This window comes from Butyricicoccus faecihominis (assembly GCF_014648015.1).
GTDB lineage: Bacteria > Bacillota > Clostridia > Oscillospirales > Butyricicoccaceae > Agathobaculum > Agathobaculum butyriciproducens.
Window position 1 is genome coordinate 187,155 of sequence record NZ_BMQH01000003.1, and the last position, 17,585, is coordinate 204,739.

The 17,585-nt window shown below is 54.3% G+C and carries 11 protein-coding genes and 2 pseudogenes; 3 read left to right on the forward strand and 10 right to left on the reverse strand.

What is annotated here, in order from left to right:
• Positions 1-3: 3 nt before the first annotated feature.
• The 3 genes and pseudogenes from IEY11_RS04210 to IEY11_RS04220 form a co-directional block, all read right to left on the reverse strand.
• Positions 4-765 carry a DUF3848 domain-containing protein gene (locus IEY11_RS04210; RefSeq protein ID WP_188885874.1) on the reverse strand — a complete coding sequence of 254 codons (762 nt, stop codon included), beginning with the start codon at positions 763-765 and terminating at the stop codon, positions 4-6.
• Positions 762-5,507 (reverse strand): annotated as a pseudogene (locus IEY11_RS04215) (DEAD/DEAH box helicase family protein); the annotation flags it as partial. The gene IEY11_RS04210 and the pseudogene IEY11_RS04215, both read right to left, overlap by 4 nt.
• Before the next feature lie 1,952 nt (positions 5,508-7,459).
• Positions 7,460-7,858, reverse strand: a complete 399-nt coding sequence (locus IEY11_RS04220) for a TnpV protein (RefSeq protein WP_308743902.1) — start codon at positions 7,856-7,858, stop codon at positions 7,460-7,462.
• A 307-nt stretch (positions 7,859-8,165) separates the two neighbouring features.
• Here IEY11_RS04220 and IEY11_RS04225 point away from each other — a divergent pair, with 307 nt between their 5' ends.
• Entirely contained in the window at positions 8,166-8,768 is a 603-nt protein-coding gene (locus tag IEY11_RS04225) for a hypothetical protein (RefSeq protein WP_118667991.1), read from the forward strand.
• Here the strand turns inward: IEY11_RS04225 and IEY11_RS04230 are convergent.
• From IEY11_RS04230 to IEY11_RS04250, 5 genes are all read right to left on the reverse strand, one after another.
• Positions 8,732-9,931, reverse strand: coding sequence for an ATP-binding protein (locus tag IEY11_RS04230; protein WP_118667992.1), 1,200 nt, complete (start codon positions 9,929-9,931; stop codon positions 8,732-8,734). The genes IEY11_RS04225 and IEY11_RS04230 overlap by 37 nt on opposite strands.
• Before the next feature lie 108 nt (positions 9,932-10,039).
• Positions 10,040-10,861, reverse strand: coding sequence for an LPD28 domain-containing protein (locus tag IEY11_RS04235; RefSeq protein WP_188885875.1), 822 nt, complete (start codon positions 10,859-10,861; stop codon positions 10,040-10,042).
• A complete protein-coding gene (locus tag IEY11_RS04240; RefSeq protein ID WP_188885876.1) occupies positions 10,858-11,148 on the reverse strand; it encodes a hypothetical protein in 291 nt (96 codons plus the stop codon). The genes IEY11_RS04235 and IEY11_RS04240 overlap by 4 nt, the downstream gene beginning before the upstream one ends.
• Before the next feature lie 121 nt (positions 11,149-11,269).
• A complete protein-coding gene (locus tag IEY11_RS04245) occupies positions 11,270-12,202 on the reverse strand; it encodes a ParB/RepB/Spo0J family partition protein (protein WP_188885877.1) in 933 nt (310 codons plus the stop codon).
• The gene (locus IEY11_RS04250; RefSeq protein ID WP_188885878.1) at positions 12,162-12,974 is read right to left on the reverse strand and encodes a ParA family protein; all 813 of its coding nucleotides are present in this window, start codon (positions 12,972-12,974) and stop codon (positions 12,162-12,164) included. Before IEY11_RS04250 ends, IEY11_RS04245 begins: the two co-directional genes overlap by 41 nt.
• A gap of 125 nt (positions 12,975-13,099) precedes the next feature.
• Here IEY11_RS04250 and IEY11_RS04255 point away from each other — a divergent pair.
• Positions 13,100-13,231, forward strand: a pseudogene (locus IEY11_RS04255) (alpha/beta-type small acid-soluble spore protein); the annotation flags it as partial.
• A 312-nt stretch (positions 13,232-13,543) separates the two neighbouring features.
• On the opposite strand, the gene ptsP reads toward IEY11_RS04255, so the two are convergent.
• The gene (gene ptsP, locus IEY11_RS04265; protein ID WP_188885879.1) at positions 13,544-15,259 is read right to left on the reverse strand and encodes a phosphoenolpyruvate--protein phosphotransferase; all 1,716 of its coding nucleotides are present in this window, start codon (positions 15,257-15,259) and stop codon (positions 13,544-13,546) included.
• 208 nt (positions 15,260-15,467) lie between these two features.
• Here ptsP and IEY11_RS04270 point away from each other — a divergent pair, with 208 nt between their 5' ends.
• Positions 15,468-16,778, forward strand: a complete 1,311-nt coding sequence (locus IEY11_RS04270) for a DUF1015 domain-containing protein (protein WP_110437049.1) — start codon at positions 15,468-15,470, stop codon at positions 16,776-16,778.
• 2 nt (positions 16,779-16,780) lie between these two features.
• Here the strand turns inward: IEY11_RS04270 and IEY11_RS04275 are convergent, their stop codons facing one another.
• The gene (locus tag IEY11_RS04275) at positions 16,781-17,308 is read right to left on the reverse strand and encodes a hypothetical protein (RefSeq protein WP_188885880.1); all 528 of its coding nucleotides are present in this window, start codon (positions 17,306-17,308) and stop codon (positions 16,781-16,783) included.
• Between the last annotated feature and the right edge of the window lie 277 nt (positions 17,309-17,585).

The window sequence follows — 17,585 nt, forward strand, 5'->3', positions numbered from 1 at the left end:
TCGTCACCTCTCCGGCTCATCGCGCTTCGGTGCGGATTTTTTCTTGTCGCGCTCCTGCTCAATCAGCAATTCATAAGCATAGTTTACCAGGCAGGGATGCGCGTTCGTGTGGAACTCCGAAAACGGGTCATGTTCCGGCGTAATGTGATAGTTCGTTTTGGCGGCTTCACGCTTGGATGCAACAGAGTACCGTCCGTCCCAGTCGGCGCACTGCACCGTGTATCCAAGAAGAAATTTACAGCGGTCATGTCCGAATTCCTGTGTCCACTCCTGCACAAACTCGCGCATCCTACGCGCTTCGTTGGCATCGCTGATATTCTCTGTGAAAGCATCGATACACGCACGGTCGCGTTTTCGGTTGGCGCGGTAGAGATGTACCTCTCCCTTTTCGCGTGCTTCCGAGTACGAGCCTTCGTAACGGAACACAGACGGGTCAGCGTACAGTTTCTCTGCCCGATATTGCAGGCGAGTGTCGAGATAGCTCTGCACAGAATCGCGCAGTTCCTCCATGTGCCTGTCCTCCACAGGCAGCCATTCCTCATACAGCACTTGCAGAGGATGATCCAGTTCGTTCAGCACATTGAGTTCCGCTGGCGTAAGCTCCGCACTTTCCAAAATCATCAGCAAGTCCTGCTTATTCACGATTTGATAGGCACTGTTGATAATCTCCTGCGGCGGTTTGGTTTTCATATCCTCCAGATAGGTGTTCAGTTCGGTCAGCGCCTTGTCATAAAGCGTCTGGGCGCGTTCTTCGGTCGTACTCATCGTTCAAGTTCCTCCTTGCGTTTGTATTTTTCTTCCTGCACCGATTCCGGCGCTTTATTATCCATGTTCAGCAGGGCGTTCAGTTCCTCCAGCCGTGCCGTTTTGGTGTTCAGCTCCACTTCACGGGGGAACGGCTTTTGTACCTCCGCCTTTGCGGTTTCCAACTGTGTTTGCAGATTGGAAAGCTGCTCCCGGCAAGCCTGTTCCTTGATGGGCAGCCCCTCCAGCGCATTGTCCATGCGCTGTAAATTGCCAAACACATCGGTTCCCAGCGTGACCGTGTGGCGGAGCTGCCCGATCATGGTCAGGCGGTATTCCCGCGCGAAGGTGTCGAACGCCAGCTCCAGCGTCAGACCGCGATAGCTGCCGACCTGTGTCGCCTCCGGGGAGAGCATCGTCTGGCACATGGTCAGCAGCGCCGCGCCCGCCTCTTTCTTGTCGGCATGGGTGACGCCCGCCAGCGTAAGCGGAGAGAAGCCGTCCCCATTGGGATGGGTATTCTCCTTGACCGTGGCAATATCCGCGCCATACCCGGCGATCCGCGCCTGCGTTTCCGCGATTTGTTTCGGAAAGCCCTTGCTGATGGCGTCCTCCAGCGCGTATTTCTGAGAAAGATGGTTGGCTTTCAGCAGCTTCAGCTTGGAAACTTCAATGTCCAAGTCCATTTTTTCTTTAATCATGGGGTTGCCGCTGGCCAGTGCCTTGATCTCGGCATAAGAAAGCGCCTGCTCATCCACATCTTCGGCGGAGCGGACAGGCGATTTGCTGGTCATGATTTGGCTGATAAATTTCTGCTTGCTCTCCACAAGCTGGTAAAGATAGGCGTCGAAGGTACCCTCGGTGACATAGCTGTAAATGTCTACCTCCGGGTTTTCGTTGCCCTGCCGGATGATGCGCCCCTCCCGCTGCTGAAGGTCGGACGGACGCCACGGGCAGTCGAGGTGGTGCAAAGCGATGAGTTTCTGCTGACAGTTGGTGCCGGCACCCATGCGCTGGGTGCTGCCCAGCAGGATACGCACCTGACCGCTCCGCACCTTGCCGAACAGGTCTTTCTTCTGCACCTCGCTTTTAGCGTTGTGGATGAAGACGATCTCGTTTTCGGGAATACCCAATTCCAGCAATTTTGCGTGAATATCATCATAAACGCTGAAAGTGCCGTCATCCTTTGGGGTGGACAGGTCGCAGAAGATCATCTGCGTGGAGCGTTGGCCAGCGGTGCGCTGCCAGATCTCAAACACATTTTCCGCGCACTTGGCGGCTTTGCTGTTGGGATCGCTGGGGAGCATGGGGTTGACCAGCCGCTGATCCAGCGCCAACTTTCGGCCATCGTTGGTGATGAGCAGCATATTGTCCACGCTGCTGTCCACCTCGCGGTTGCGGACTTTCTCAGCGCGCTCCGCCAGCGACGCCACGATCTCTTTCTGATACTCGGAGGGTTTCAGGGCGATGTTGTGGTAATGCGCCTCCGGCACGGGCAGCTTGAGCATATCCGCCGTCTGGATGTCCGCCACATTTTTGAATACGCTCATCAACTCCGGCAGGTTATAAAACTTGGCAAACCGTGTCTTTGCCCGGTAGCCGGTTCCCTCCGGGGACAACTCGATTGCGGTGACGGTCTCGCCGTAGTTCGCCGCCCAGCTATCGAAGTGCTGTAAGCCCTGCTCCTCCAACGCCGACATCTGCAAATACCGCTGGATGGTGTAAAGCTCCACCATGCTGTTGGAAATGGGGGTGCCGGTGGCAAAGACAATGCCGCGCCCTCCGGTGATCTCGTCGAGGTAGCGGCACTTCATAAAGAGGTCTGAGCTTTTCTGCGCCTCGGTCTGGGCAATACCGCCCACATTCCGCATTTTCGTGTACAAAAAAAGGTTCTTAAAATAGTGCGACTCGTCAATGAAGATACGGTCAACGCCCAGTTCTTCAAAGGTGACCACATCGTCCTTGCGGCTCTGGTCATTCAGCTTGTCGATCTTGGCTTGCAGGCCCTTCTTGGTTTTCTCCATCTGTTTGATGGTGAAGTTCTCGGCTTTTTCTCGCTTGGCATCGGAAATCCCCACCATGATCTCGTCGATCTGCTGTTCCAGAATGGCCCGCTGGCGCTCTACACTCATGGGGATCTTCTCAAACTGGCTGTGCCCGATAATAACGGCATCGTAGTCGCCGGTGGCGATCCTGCCACAGAATTTCTTGCGGTTTTTGGTTTCAAAATCCTTGCGGGTAGCGACAAGGATGTTCGCTGCTGGATAGAGCTGCAAAAACTCAGTGGCCCACTGCTCTGTCAGGTGGTTGGGCACCACAAAGAGAGATTTTTGACACAGGCCCAGCCGCTTTGACTCCATCGCCGCCGCGACCATTTCAAACGTCTTGCCGGCGCCCACCACATGGGCAAGCAAGGTATTTCCACCGTACAAAATGTGCGCGATGGCGTTGACCTGGTGCTTGCGGAGCGTGATCTCCGGGTTCATGCCTGAAAAGCTAATGTGACTGCCATCATACTCACGGGGACGGTTGCTGTTGAACAGAATATTGTAGCTCTTACAGATGGCCTCGCGCCGGTCAGGGTCTTTCCAAATCCACTCGGCAAAAGCCTCTTTAATGAGTTCCTGCTTGCTCTGGGCAATGGCGGTTTCCTTTTTATTGAGGACGGCGGCCCTCCGCCCATCCGGGTCATACTGATAATCGAAAACACGGACATCCTTCAAATTCAAGGTGTCCTCGATGATCTCATAGGCGTTGATGCGCTGTGTGCCGTAGGTGCTGATGGCCTTGACATTGCCGCGATCCTTGCTCTTGCCTTCGATGCGCCATTCACCGGTGATGCCGGAATAGTGGACCTTCATGCTCCACTGGGCGCTGCGGGGTGTTCCCAACGTTTCGAAGATAAACCGGCGGACATATTCGGTGTCCAGCCATGTAGCGCCCAGCCGGACGGAGATCTCGCTGGCAGTGAGGTCGGTGGGCTGCACCTGCGCCAATGCCTCGGCGTTGATCTGATACTGCGGGTCCTGTTCTGCCTTGCCTTGGGCAACCGCCAATTTCTGACGCACATTGCCAGAAAGATACTCGTCTGCGGGCAGGTATTTCTCATGCCCATCGTTCTCGCCGGTATAAGCGGGGTTCAAAAAAATCACGCCCTTGAGGTCAGAAAACAGCGTTTCCTCATCCTTGCCGGTGAGCCTGCCCATATAGTCCATATCCACATGGGCCTTTTCGCCAATGGACAGCGCCAGCGCCTCCACCGCTGTATCTACCTTTTCAGCGGGTTTGTGACTGCGGATGGTGCGCTTGGTGAACAGGTCTGCCTTCCTTTTCAGGTTCCGATCCTCGTCCAGAATTTCCAGTGAGCACAGCAGAAAATAGGAGCTGTCTTGATCGAAGGCGATGGCGTTGCCGCGGGAATTGATGAGTCCGTATTTCCAGGTGAAGGCATCGTAGAGGGCATTCAGCTTGGCTTGCTGCGCCTTGATTTCTTCATCGGGATAGTCCTCGGTCTGGTATTCCAACAGCGTCCGCACACAGTCCCGCAGCTCGATCATGCCGCGGATTCTGCTCTCCGCCGTCTTGGATACCTCCACCGGGTTCATGCGGCTGTTTTCACGGTAGTAGATTTGCCCGTTCACCAGTGTATAGGAAAAATTGCGGACAGCGGGATCAGCCTCAACGGAATGATCCTCACCCTCCAGTTCTTCCTCCCGGTCATAGGCGGTGATCTCGCCGTGGATATTTTGAACGGCCTCCGCCAGCAGTGCTTCCAACGGCTGCTCCGGGTACGGCTCGCAGGTGGGCGTGGGGCCGAACGGCCCGGACACCATCTTCATCTCGCCCAAGATCATATCCGGGTGGTCGATAAAGTAGCTGTTCATCTGAATGCCGTTATCGTTGGTGGCAAGGTGTACCCATTCTGGTTCGATGTCCACCATACGCTCACGCTTTTGGAGGAACAGGATGTCTGAAACGACCTCGGTTCCTGCCGCGGATTTGAACGCATTGTTGGGAAGTCGGATCGCACCCAGCAGCTCCGCTCGCTGTGCGATGTATTTACGGGCACTGGCGGTGCGCTTGTCCATCGTGTAGCTGGAGGTCACAACGGCGATGACGCCGCCCGGTCTGACCTCATCGAGAGCCTTTGCGATGAAATACTCATGGATGGGGAAATTCAGCCGGTCATGGCGTTTATCCGCTACATGGAACTGGCCGAAGGGAACATTGCCGATGGCAATGTCAAAAAAGTTATCTGGGAAGGCGGTTTTTTCGAAGCCCTGTACCGCAATACTGCTTTTCTGATAAAGCTGGCGGGCAATGCGGCCGGAGAGGTCGTCCAGCTCCACGCCATAGAGCTTACTGCCGCTCATGCTTTCCGGCAGCATACCGAGGAAATTGCCGATGCCGCAGGACGGCTCCAGAATGTTGCCCTGTGTGAAGCCCATTTGTCCCAGTGCGGTGTAAATACTGCGAATCACCGCAGGCGGCGTGTAAAATGCCGTAAGCGTGGATTCACGGGCGGCAGTGTATTCCTCATCGGTCAGCAGGTTTTTCAACTCGCTGTATCGCGGGTTCTTTCCGTCGAAGAAATTGGCAAGACCGCCCCAGCCCACATACTGTGCCAGCACCGCCTGTTCCTCTGATGTGGCGGCGCGGTTCTCCGTTTCCACGGTTTTCAGTGTGCGAATCGCATCCAAATTGCGCTGAAAACGCTCCAGCGGCGCGCCCTCTCCGATATGGTCATCGGTGATGCGATAGTTGCTGCCGTTTGCGTCCAGCGGATAGGCAAGCGCGTTTTGCTTTTTCTTTCTCAGCGGCGTAAGTACTACAGTGGGTTCGTCTGTCTGCGGCTGCTCCGCTTCGATAGTCGGTGGGATTTCCTGCGGCACGGGTTCGGGTTCAGCAGAAAATTCAGCTTGTTCCTGCTGTGGCGTATCGTGCCGATGGTTGAACAGGCTGAAAGTGCCGTCCACATACTCCGAAAGCCGCTCTTTTGCGCGGCGGACGGAATCGAAATACCGGTCATTCTCGTCCAGGCTGTCCAACCGAGAGGTTAACGCCGCCAGCATCTCAGCCGCTTTTGCTCTATCCGGGAGCTGTGCTTCGATAGCATGGACAGCTTCGTAGAAATCCGCACTTTTGGGATAGGGCCGCGGAACATCGTCAGGCGCATTGTAAAAACCGTGATAAACAATTCGTGCCAGCTGTCCACGCTCATATTTCGGGATTTGTGCGATAGCATCCTCGCCGGGAAACCGCTTCTGTGCAATCAGCTGCTCGTACTCTTTGACCACCTTGGGGATTGTCAGCTTGACTTCATCATAGTTCTTGCGTGCATAGCGGCGGCGCATTCTAATGCCCGCGTGCGTTTCCTCGTAATCATAACCATCCATAGCCGAACCGCTGTACTCGCCAAAAAGGGATTTGATAAACTTTTGGTGTTCGGCTGTATCGTTAGAATTGCAGAAATGCGAGTAAACTGCCAGTCTGGTATCTGTGGACTGACGAAGAAAATATCGGTCAATTTCATCCTGCGTGATGAACATTTTGCATTGGCGCAGGAAGTTTGGCTGTGCGGTGAAGTGGCGCTCCGGCAGGTTCAGACCGTCCAGCACAACGCCGATACGGTGTGTGTTATAACCGCTTAAGTGGAATCTCGTGATACTCTGATCTGCGGCATAGGCATCGAGAAAATTGTGGTATTCCTGTGAGAGCGTCTGCAATCCGCCTTCGTTTTTTGCAAACGCCACCATATCGTCGTTCAGTTCTGGATAGCCCTTGTGTTGGTCATGGATCGCCAATGTCTGTGGGAATAGGCCCTGTGCGCGCCCTTCTTCGTTCAGGTCACGGGCGGTCATCAGCAGAGCTTCCATTGCTTCGTGCAGCACCTTGTCCGAGGCCTGCTCCAACTCTGCCGCCGACAGGTAAGTACCTACCTCCAGCAGTTCCAAAATACGAGTTGAAACCTGCTCCCATGTGACCACAGTTTTGCTGTACCCGGTGCGGATACTGTCACCTTGAGCAAGATGGATGCCATCTTCCATGAACCACACGGCATATTTGCGGCCTTCATATTCAATGCCGCGCCCATTTTCCGTGCCAAACTCCCGGCGCAAAAACTCTTCATTTTCCTGCTCTGGCCGTTCCCGCATATAAAATATGGCGATACGCTCCGCGCTGTTGGGCTCATTTCCGCCTGTGCAGAGTACTTGGTCAATGACCTCCTGCGACACCGTGCGTGCGGATGTAGGAACGCCGGACACCTCACCCTCGGGTATCTCATACACCAGCGTATCACCGCCCATATCGAACAGGGCAAGCTGCTCTGCCATGACAGGGGCATTTTGCAGACCCAGCTTGATCTTATACTCGCCGCGTTCAATAAGATTTTCTGTCATTTCGGTAATGACTGACCACGAAAAAACGGACTCCGAAGTACGGGAGAGGTAGCTACCCTCCCACATCAAAAGTCCGTCTTTTTCGGCGTGGTAGCCTGTCCGAATGCCGTCGGTCATGACTTCCACCCATATATCGTTGTAGCTGTTTTTCAAGAACTCTGTGCGTTCTGCAAGATTCTTGTGGCTCTGGAAATACTCAAAAATCTCCTGCCGCTTGTGCTTGCGCCCGCCGTCGTCCAGCAGGTTCGCTTCAATGAGGTGGGTATCCAGAAAGGAAGGAAATTCGGTGGCTGCGGCGCTTTCGTTGGTTTTGTTTAGCTGTAAATCAGATCGTTCAGTACCTGCTCCTCCGCGCTGTGCCGGAGATTGTTCATCAGACCCGTCCAGCGCAGCGGATCGGTCGCTTTCAACTCCTCCGTCACGCCCTCGGCTTTCGCCATCTGCGCCACGGCCTGTGCTACCATCCTCTGCGCGGTCTGCTCGATCTCCGCCAGATGTTCCGTCAGCCGACAGCTCGTTTTCAAGTTGGTGTACAGCACGCGGCGGTGCTGCTTGAGGTACTGCCGCCGCAGTTCCGCGTACTTGCCCAGATGGACTTCCGGCTCCTGCGGAAGCAGCAGGTTCGGAATCTGAAAGCCGTTCTGCTCGTGATAGGTGATTTCCATGTTCATCGCTCCTTTCAGCGTCAATATTTCGTTCGGTATTGGAATCATACCGGTTTTTGCTGTCCTTTGCAAATAACTGCTCTCGCTGAGCCTGCATGACGGTTCGGCTGATTTCACGCAGTCCCATTTCTGCGATGTCACTGGTAGCGATGCCAAGGGCGTTGATGGTCATGTGCGTGTTGAACTCATAGACGTGGCCGAATTCATCAGGTGAAAAGTAATCATCTGCCCGCAGGCCCAGACGGGTCAGCAGCATATAGGACACGCTGACTTCCAGTGCATCCCGGTAGAATACCTCCAGATTGAGGTCGTCCAGTTCTTCCAGCAGACTGTCCTCGCGGCAATCCAGTAGGTCATGCAGATAGTCCGTGATGTTATCCGCCACGGCGTTATGGCTGGCAGAGCGCACCGCCTCTGCGAGATTTTCTTTCTCGGCAAGGTTGCCAAAGGTGGCTTCCAGCGTTTCGATGACAGCCGGTTCAAAGGCAGGCTGCATTGTCCAGATCGGCAGCGGATGGGCAAATCGGGATTCGTGCGTATCCGACACATCGAAGTAGAGTTTCAACAGATGCTGTCCATCGTCACCGAACACGGCAATGCTTTTTGCACCGCGATTGACCCAGCGGCCAAACTGCCGGTTCCAGCGTTCCATTTCCAGAACGGCAGTTGCGTCCGGGCGCTGGGCATAGATCAGGATTTGCTCATCAAACGGGCATTTGTAGTTATAGCAGGCCGCACGGAGAAAGCCTGTCCAGCTTTTATAGCTGCTGGTGACGCTTCGCACGGTCTGGTCGTACAGTTCGGTGATGAACTGAAATTTGGTTGGCAAATGTGTTGTCCTCCTTTCCAAAGGTATGAAAAAAGCAGCCCTTATGGACTGCTTTCAGCGGATGATTTAATTTTACGATATGGAAGTATTACTCACCATGTTTCGGCAAGCAGGAAATCGACAAGATGAACGATTTTAATACCGTTTTCAATGCCGGTATCCATTTCGTTGAGCGTAACGACATATTTAGGATAATGGTCACGAATCTCCATCAGATTTCCGACCTCTCGGTCTGAAGTTGCCGGAATCTGGACACAGACCTGCACATAAATCTTTTCGTCACGGCGCGTTGCTACAAAGTCGATCTCCTTCGTATCGTTCTTGCCGATAAAAACATCGTAACCGCGGCGCTTCAATTCCAGAAAGACGATGTTTTCCATCGCACCATCCAGCATCTTTCGGTTATAGCCCAGCAGAGCATATTTGAGCGATACATCGGAAAGATAATACTTCTCCTGCGTTTTCAAAATGCTCTTGCCTTGCAGGTCATAGCGTTCGCATGGATAAATGATGAACGCCTGCTCCAACCAGCGCAGATAATTGTAAATGCTCTCCACCGAAACCTTACGGTGCTCACTTTTGAGAAAAGTAGAGATAGAGTTGGCCGAAAAGGTCTTGCCCATATTCTCAATGATGTATTTCACCACGCGATCAAAAAGGTCTTGCTTGTTGATACGGTGGCGCTTTACAATATCGCGGGAAACCACGGTGTGATAAATACCGTTGACGATCTGATAGGCACTCTGCTCATCATACTCACTCAGCGCAATGATGGGAAAACCGCCAAAGCGAATATATTCCTCCAGCAGTTCCCTTCGGGATAGAGTGCTGCCTGCCTTAAAGTCCAGATACTCCTTGAACGACAGCGTATAGACGGGAATAGAAACATAGCGCCCTGTCAGATAGGTTGAGATTTCGCTGGACATCAGTTTGGAATTGGAGCCGGTTACATAGATGTCGGCATCTGCACCCTCCAGCAGACTGTTGACCGCTTTTTCCCATCCGTCAATCTCCTGAATCTCGTCCAGCAGAAGGTAGCAATGGCCTTTTCCTTGCATAGCTTCAACCAGTTCATCATACATCTGCTTGGCGGTGATATTTTCAGGAATGTCCATCTCTGTGTATCGCTTGGAGATAATATGGTCCTCGGATATGCCACGGCGCAGAAATTCTTCTTTCAGCATTTCAAAAATGGTAGACTTGCCGCAGCGGCGAACGCCAGCCAGTATCTTGACAAGCGGTTTATCAATAAACGGCTCGATAGCTTCAATATAGTCCGGTCTGTTAATCATGATATCGCCTCCCCTATAGCTATTAGTATAACCAGAAAAACCAGGATATGCAATGAGTTTTTCTGGTCTAACCGTAAAAACTTTATAGCTATTCAAAGGCGATATGACTTATCGCTCCGGCTCCGCTCGCTTCTTAGCAAGGGAGCGCGCTTTGGCTTTCAGTTGTGCGCGGTATTTCTCAAAGGTATCACGCTGATAGCAATACATATAGAAATTGTATTCGCCCTTTGTCGGTGTACAGCGCAGCATATACGCATACTGCTTGCTTTCCACCAGAAACGCGCAGGACGGAAGAATAGCATCTTTGATGGCGCAGCTTTGCTGATAGCAAGTACAGCAGCGTTTCATGGTGTCAAAGTCCCGCAGCGGGGAATCCGGCTGTTCTCTCAGCCAATTCACGGTGCGGTCAATATCCGTCTTGAACTCCGGTGTGTTCAGCATATCATTCTGGTGCGGCCACCAAGTCGTAAAGAATTGCTTGCCGCTGCCAAAGTCACCGCGCAGATGTCCGATACAGCCGGTGACCTTGTCCTGCTCCTCGGTCTGGGAGTAACAGAGGTCGTGCAGCACAGTGTCATCGGCTACGAAAAAGTCGATGACCTGTTTCTCGCTGACGGGATATTCCTGCTGAAACTCTGCCAGAGAGAAACAGCCGGATTCGAAATCCAAATCACCATCGTTCAGTTCCAGACCGCCGCTGATGGGTAACTGGATTGGCTCCCGCGTCAGGACGGTGCCGAAAAAGTCCACCAGGATACCGCGTGCCAGTTCTACCGGCTCACCGCCGTATTCGTCGCTGTACCGGACTTCGTAGCGGTACACGCCATCCGGCACGGTAGAGCGGTCAACACGCAGGTCGGTGAACAGAGCCGGTACGCCGAAAATCGTCACCTCATCGTAGGTCAGGCGGTTTGCATCGTGTCTGCTCATCGTTCATCACCTCGTTCTGGTATCTGCGGCGCTTTGGATTTTGCCCGTTCACGGAGAAATTCGGCTTCTTCCGTGATACGCCTGCCGAAGTCCGCAACTGCACCCAGTTTGGTCGCACAGTAGTGTCCCCAGAAGAAATTATCCGGGGCGTTTTTGATGTTCGCCTGCCATGTGACATAGGGCGCGGCTGGATTGTTCAGGTTCTCACCAATGACGAATCGGGCATTGCCGACTGTCATGCTTTCGATGATGGTATAGCCTTCATTGACTTGATTTTGCTCGTTCACGCTCAGACCTCCTTGGATTTACTTAGCCGAAAGAAGAATATTCTTTCTCGGCACAGTAGTTTTCTTCTCTCTTTCGGCTTAGTTAGGAAAAGGGATTGTAAGGGGAAAACCCATGCAAAGCCTAACGCTCCTGCTGCCGAAGCTGCCGCTTGTGCCAGTCCTCCAGCAGCTTGACGATAATCTTCTGTTTTTGTGACGGCGTATAAGTTCTGGGAAAATATTTCGCCAGCACATCACCTTTCAGCACCAGCTTGTCTTCGATGGGTTTTTCCTCGGTCATAATGGCATCCATCACATTCTCGTCCAGTTTTCCGTCCTGACTGTACTGTTTGAGCCGCTTGGCCTGACTGAGATTAGGCGTACACTCCTCGCGCTCGATAGCATCGCAAAGCATAAGCTGTTCCGGCTCGGTGAGGTATGACACCTCCACAGCGGCATTGAATGCCATCGTCTTGTTATCCACACGGTCTAACAGGTTGGGGACAAGGTTAGTTAGGCGAATAAAGCGTGAAATCTGATTACGACTTTCACCTACTTGTTCTGCTAAGAGTTCTCTTGATTCTTTGCCATCGAACTTCCGCCCAATTTGGGCGGAAGTTAAATCCGTCCGTTGTCCCTGTCGTTTCATCGCGTCCAGCTTCATCTTATAGGCAAAGGCTTTTTCAGACGGTAACAGCTCCTCACGCTGTAAGTTGCTATCCACCATGAGCAGGATTGCAGTATCATCGTCCATCTCCCGCACGATGGCAGGAATCTCGGTCAGACCCGCAAGCTGGCTGGCGTGATGACGGCGGTGTCCAGATACGATTTCAAAATTGCCGTCATTTTTCGGTCGTACCAGAATGGGAACCAAAACACCCCGTTCCTTGATACTCTCAACTGTTTCCAGCATTTTATCATCGTCTATCACCTTGAACGGATGGTTCGGGAATGGTTCCAGCTTGTCCAGTGGAAGGTTCTGTATGCGCTCTTGCGCGTCCGCCTGCCGTTCCTCGTCTGTCTTGAACAGGTCATCATAGCTGGCGAGTTGGATATTTTTCGCGGCGCTTTTCATGCTCCAGCACCTCCTTTGTAAATTTCTCATAGGCGGTCGCTATGGGACTGCGCGGGTCAAAGCTGAAAATACTGGTGCCTCTGGCGCTCATTTCAGCCGCCTTGATACCGCGCGGTATTTCGGTGTCGTAGACCCGTATCGCCTTGCCGTAGGCATTTCGCACAAGCTGACTGATTTCCTTAGAGAAGTTGGTGCGGCTCTCCGTCATGGTGATGAGGATACCGCTGATTTTCAGATTGGAATTGAGCTGGCGCTGTACCTTGCTCACTGTGCGGAGAAGCTGTTCCAAACCTTTGACGGGTAGGTAGTGCGACTGCACCGGGATAATGACCCGATCCGCCGCCGTCAGCGCGTTCAGTGTCAGCATACCGAGTGACGGACTGCAATCCACCAGAATGTAGTCGTACTGCCGCTTGACCTCGTTCAGATAGGTGCGGAGTACGGTTTCACGGCTCATGGTGTTCACAAGGGACACCTCCAGGCCGGACAGTTCGATATTGGCAGGCAGTAAGTCCATCCCCTCTGTATGGTGCAGGATACCGGCCTGCGGCTCGATGGGGCAGTCGGAGATGATGCGCTCCAGCATGGTGGCCAGCGTGGGCGATAACTCGTCCGGTTGCTGCCAGCCGAGCATTTCGGTCAGATTTGCCTGACTGTCTGCGTCGATGAGCAGCACGCGCTTGCCCTGCCGCACCAGTCCTGCGCCCAGATTGACCGCCGTAGTGCTTTTTCCCACGCCGCCCTTTTGGTTCACGATTGCTATGGTCTGCATTGTTTTTCCTTTCTTTTACTATTTTAGGCAAAAGAAAACCGTCTGTGCAAAGCAGACGATTCTCTTATGTAAATGAGTGCGTTCTATGTGCAAAATAGTGTATGTTTTGAGGTGAAAAAACGCCAAAGGAGGTCGGCGTAAACCTCAAGCAGGGCTATAACGGCGATCTGACCAGCCGTCAGGCCGGCTCCGTAGGCGGTCAGATGGTGAAGAAGATGATCGAATCCTACGAGCAGAATATGGCAAACCAGGGCTAAACGCTTCTCTTTCCTGCGAAAAAAGGGACACAGAATCATTCCGTGTCCCTTTACTTATGCTTTCTCTGCCTGTCTGCGGAACAGCTCATCAAGTGTTCTGCCGCACTTGTCTTTCCATTTCATCCAGCCGTTCGCGCTTGCGCCCAAAACAAAACAGGCGTCGCACCGGGCGAGGAAAACGACATGGATTTGCTCAGATAATGCTTGTTATCCTGATAAGCGATATCCGTTTTCCGATACAAGTCAAGTTCTATCCATCCGAACAGTGCAAAGCCGCCGCTTCACAGGGAAACGGCGGCTTTTTACTCTTGCTCAGGACTCTCTCCAGTCCGTGAAAATACGCTCTGCGTCAGACGCGCTTGCGCACGCGAGCAGCTTGTCAGCCAGTTCCCTGCATTCGTCGTAGGAGTGCTTTGCAAGGTCTGCCTTTGCTGCCAGCATTGCGGATGCCGACATGGACAGATTGGTCACGCCGAGACCGCACAGCACCGGCGCCATGCCGGCCGTGCCTGCCATCTCGCCGCATACGCCGACTTCGATACCGTTCTCGTTCGCTGCTTTGGCCGTCATGGCGATCAGGCGCAGCACGCCCGGATGCAGCGGACGGTACAGATAGGAAATCTTCTCGTTGATGCGGTCCACCGCGCAGGAATACTGAATCAGGTCATTCGTGCCGATCGAGAAGAAGTCAACCTCCTTCGCCAGTACATCCGCGCAGACAGCCGCCACCGGAATCTCGACCATAATGCCGACCTTGACGTTCGGGTTGAAGGGTACACCTTCCGCGGTCAGCATGTCCTTCGCCTGCTCGAGCACCTGCTTTGCACCACGCACCTCATCCACCGACGAAATCATCGGGAACATAATGCGCAGATCGCCGTACTGCGCGGCACGCAGCAGCGCGCGAAGCTGAATCAGAAACAGCTCCGGCTGATTCAAGCAAATGCGGATCGCGCGGTAGCCGAGGAACGGATTCTGTTCCTTCTCCAGCGCCAGTGCGGGCACTTCCTTGTCGCCGCCGATGTCCAGCGTGCGGATGATAACCGGCTTGCCCTGCATGATCTCACACGCCTTCTTGTAGGCGGCGAACTGTTCTTCCTCGCTCGGCAGGTCGGTACGATCCATGAACAGGAACTCCGAGCGGAACAGACCGACGCCTTCACCGCCAAGCTCCGCTACGCGGACTGCGTCATCCGGCGTACCGATGTTGCCCTCGATAATTACACGGCGGCCGTCCGAGGTCGCGCCCTCCTTATCCTTGTACTGCGCGAGCATGGCACGATGCGCCGCATCGGCCTTCTGGCGCTCCGCAAAGTCGGCAAGCGTCTGCTCATCCGGCTGCGCCACGACTTCGCCTGCCGCGCCGTCGATCAGCAGCAGGTCGCCGTCCGCGATCTCGTCCGCCTTCTCGCCGGCACCGACAATCGCCGGAATGCCCATCGAACGCGCCATGATCGCCGAATGGCTCGTGCGGCCGCCGATCTTCGTGATAAAACCGGCAACCGGCTTGCCGCCGATCTTCGCCGTGTCGGACGGCGTAAGGTCGTTCGCCACAATAATGCACGGCTCGGTGATCGTGTCGATCGCGTTATCCGCAATGCCCTTCAGATTCTTAATGACCCGCTGCGAGATATCACCGATGTCTGCTGCACGCGCCTGCATATATTCGTCGTCGAGTGCGCGGAACATCGCCTGAAAGTTCTCGCAGTTGACAAAGCACGCGTACTCCGCGCAAACCTTCTCATCCGTTACAATGTTTGTCATACCCTCGACAAAATCAGGGTCGTCGAGCATCATCAGATGCGCGTCAAAAATTTCCGCCTCAGCCGCACCGATATTCTTTTCCGCATCGTCACGCAGCACTTCGATCTGCTGCTTGGCTTTTTCCACTGCGTCGAGAACGCGCTTGCATTCGGCTTCCGCATCGGCAACGGTCTCCTTAACCACCGAAAGATCTTCTTCCTTGATCACGAGAGCCTTTGCCTTCGCCAGACCCTCCGAAACGCCGATAGCCTTGAATTTAACCATGGGTTTTCCTCCGTTTTTACGATTGTATTTTTATACAAATTTCGCAACCAAACCTATATTATATTGTACAACATCCCCATACTTTCGTCAAGCAAATAAAGTTTTTTCTGCAAACCGACATTTATTTTTGAAAAACGAGTGCCGTACTCGGGATTTGTCTGCTATAATAGAGGCATTCCACACTACTTCTACTGGAGGAAGGATAATTATGGCTAATCGCTGCACTCGTATTCCCGAGATCATGTTTCCGCGTGAAGGCGTGGATCTGTCCAAGTGGGCAGTCATCGCCTGCGACCAGTACACCTCTCAGCCGGACTACTGGGCCGAGACTGACAAGACCGTCGGTGACGCGCCCTCTACCCTGCGTCTGACCCTGCCGGAGGTTTATCTGGAGGACGCGGACGTTGCTGCCCGCACGGAGAAAATCCATCAGACCATGCAGCAGTATGTGCAGGACGGCACGCTGCGCACCCTGCCCGCCGGCGTCGTGCTGACCGAGCGCTGGTCCGGCGGCTCGTGCCCGCGCCGCGGCATCGTGCTGTCGGTCGATCTGGAAGCGTATGAATACACGCCCGGTTCCGCATCGCTCATCCGCCCGACCGAAAAGACGGTTGTCGAGCGTATTCCGCCCCGTCTCAAGGTTCGTCAGGGCGCATGCCTGGAGCTGCCGCACATCATGATCCTGATCGACGATCCCGACCGTCAGATCATCGAGCCGCTGTTCGAGCAGACCGCCTCTTATGACAAGCTGTACGATACCGACCTGATGCAGAACGGCGGCCATATCACCGGCTGGTTCCTGCCGAACGGTCCGGAAACCGAGGCCATCGAGGCCAAGCTCGAAGCACTCTGCGACCGCGAGACCTTCAACAAGAAGTACGGCTGCACGGACGCACAGGCGCTGCTGCCGTATGCAGTAGGCGATGGCAACCACTCCATGGCCACCGCAAAGGCGTACTGGGAAGAGGTCAAGAAGGGCCTGACTGCAGAGGAGCAGGAGAACCATCCGGCACGTTTTGCACTCGTTGAGGTTGTCAACATCCATGACGAAAGCCTGATCATCGAGCCGATCCACCGTGCCCTGTTCGGCGTAGACGCCGATGAGCTGCTCGGTGCTCTGACCGACTTCTACAACGGCGAGGGCTGCAAGGCTTACGTTGCCGACGAGGCTCCCAAGAGTGAGAACGCGCACTTCTTCCCGTTCTGCTCGGCGAACAAGTCGGGCGTGTTCATTGTCGAGAACCCGAAGTGGGCCATTCCGGTCGCTACCATCCAGACCGGTCTGGACGCTTATCTTGAGACCCACACCTCCGCGAAGATCGACTACATCCACGGCACGGACGTTGTTGTTTCGCTGGCGGAAAAGCCGGGCAACCTCGGCTTCATCCTGCCGGATATCGCCAAGAACGACCTGTTCCGCGGCGTTGTTTTCGACGGCGTTCTGCCGCGCAAGACCTTCTCCATGGGTGAGGCGCACGAGAAGCGCTACTACATGGAGGCCAAGACCATCGTAAAGTAAAGTTACGCCTTTTCAGAGGACGCAGCCGCATCGGCTGCGTCCTTTTTCCATTCCAGAACTGCCGTGTTTCCTTCTGTGCGGCAAAGTACAAACGCCGGTGCCAGCGCGAACGGCTTTTTCGGGTCAAACGGGCATTGCAGACGCAGTCCGGTCTCGGTCGGCTGAATCTGCACGTTTTCGCTGGATAAAAGCGCGTCCAGGACCGTATCTCCGGTGACAAGCGGCGGCTTAGGCGGCGCATTGCTCTGCGGCAAAGGCTCCGGCGCAGACGCGAGATAGAACCGCTCGGGTTCCCCCTCACAGCCAGTCTCATGCAGCATTTGCCGCGAGAGAGGCCGGCGCAGGCGCAGACGGCCATGCTCCGGTGCAGGCAGACCGACCCGCAGGATGTTTCCGTTCACAACCGCATAGCAGCGCAGCAGTTCGTCCCCGCAGACGGCGCAGTCGAGATCGACCTGCACGCCGCAGGCGTCCGGGGTCCAGTCGATCGTGCCGATTGGGTTGTCGTTACAGAATACGTCTGCGCGCATGGACGGTTCTCCTTTCTGTGCAAATTTGAATTTTACTACTTGCTAAAGCATATAGAATGGGAGCCAACCTTTGGCTGGGAGGTCCAAAAGGATAGACACCAAGGTTTGCCCGTAGGCCACTAAACCTTGTTCCCGCGCCGTGCGCGGATTAAATGAGTACTATCCTCTTGGGACTCCAGTTTCCTTTGCTTGTTAGTCTGGCGCCAATTTCCTATATGTGACCGCTGCGAAAAGGGGAACGGCAGTCGGGTTACCACAGCGTTTCTTTCGCAAAATA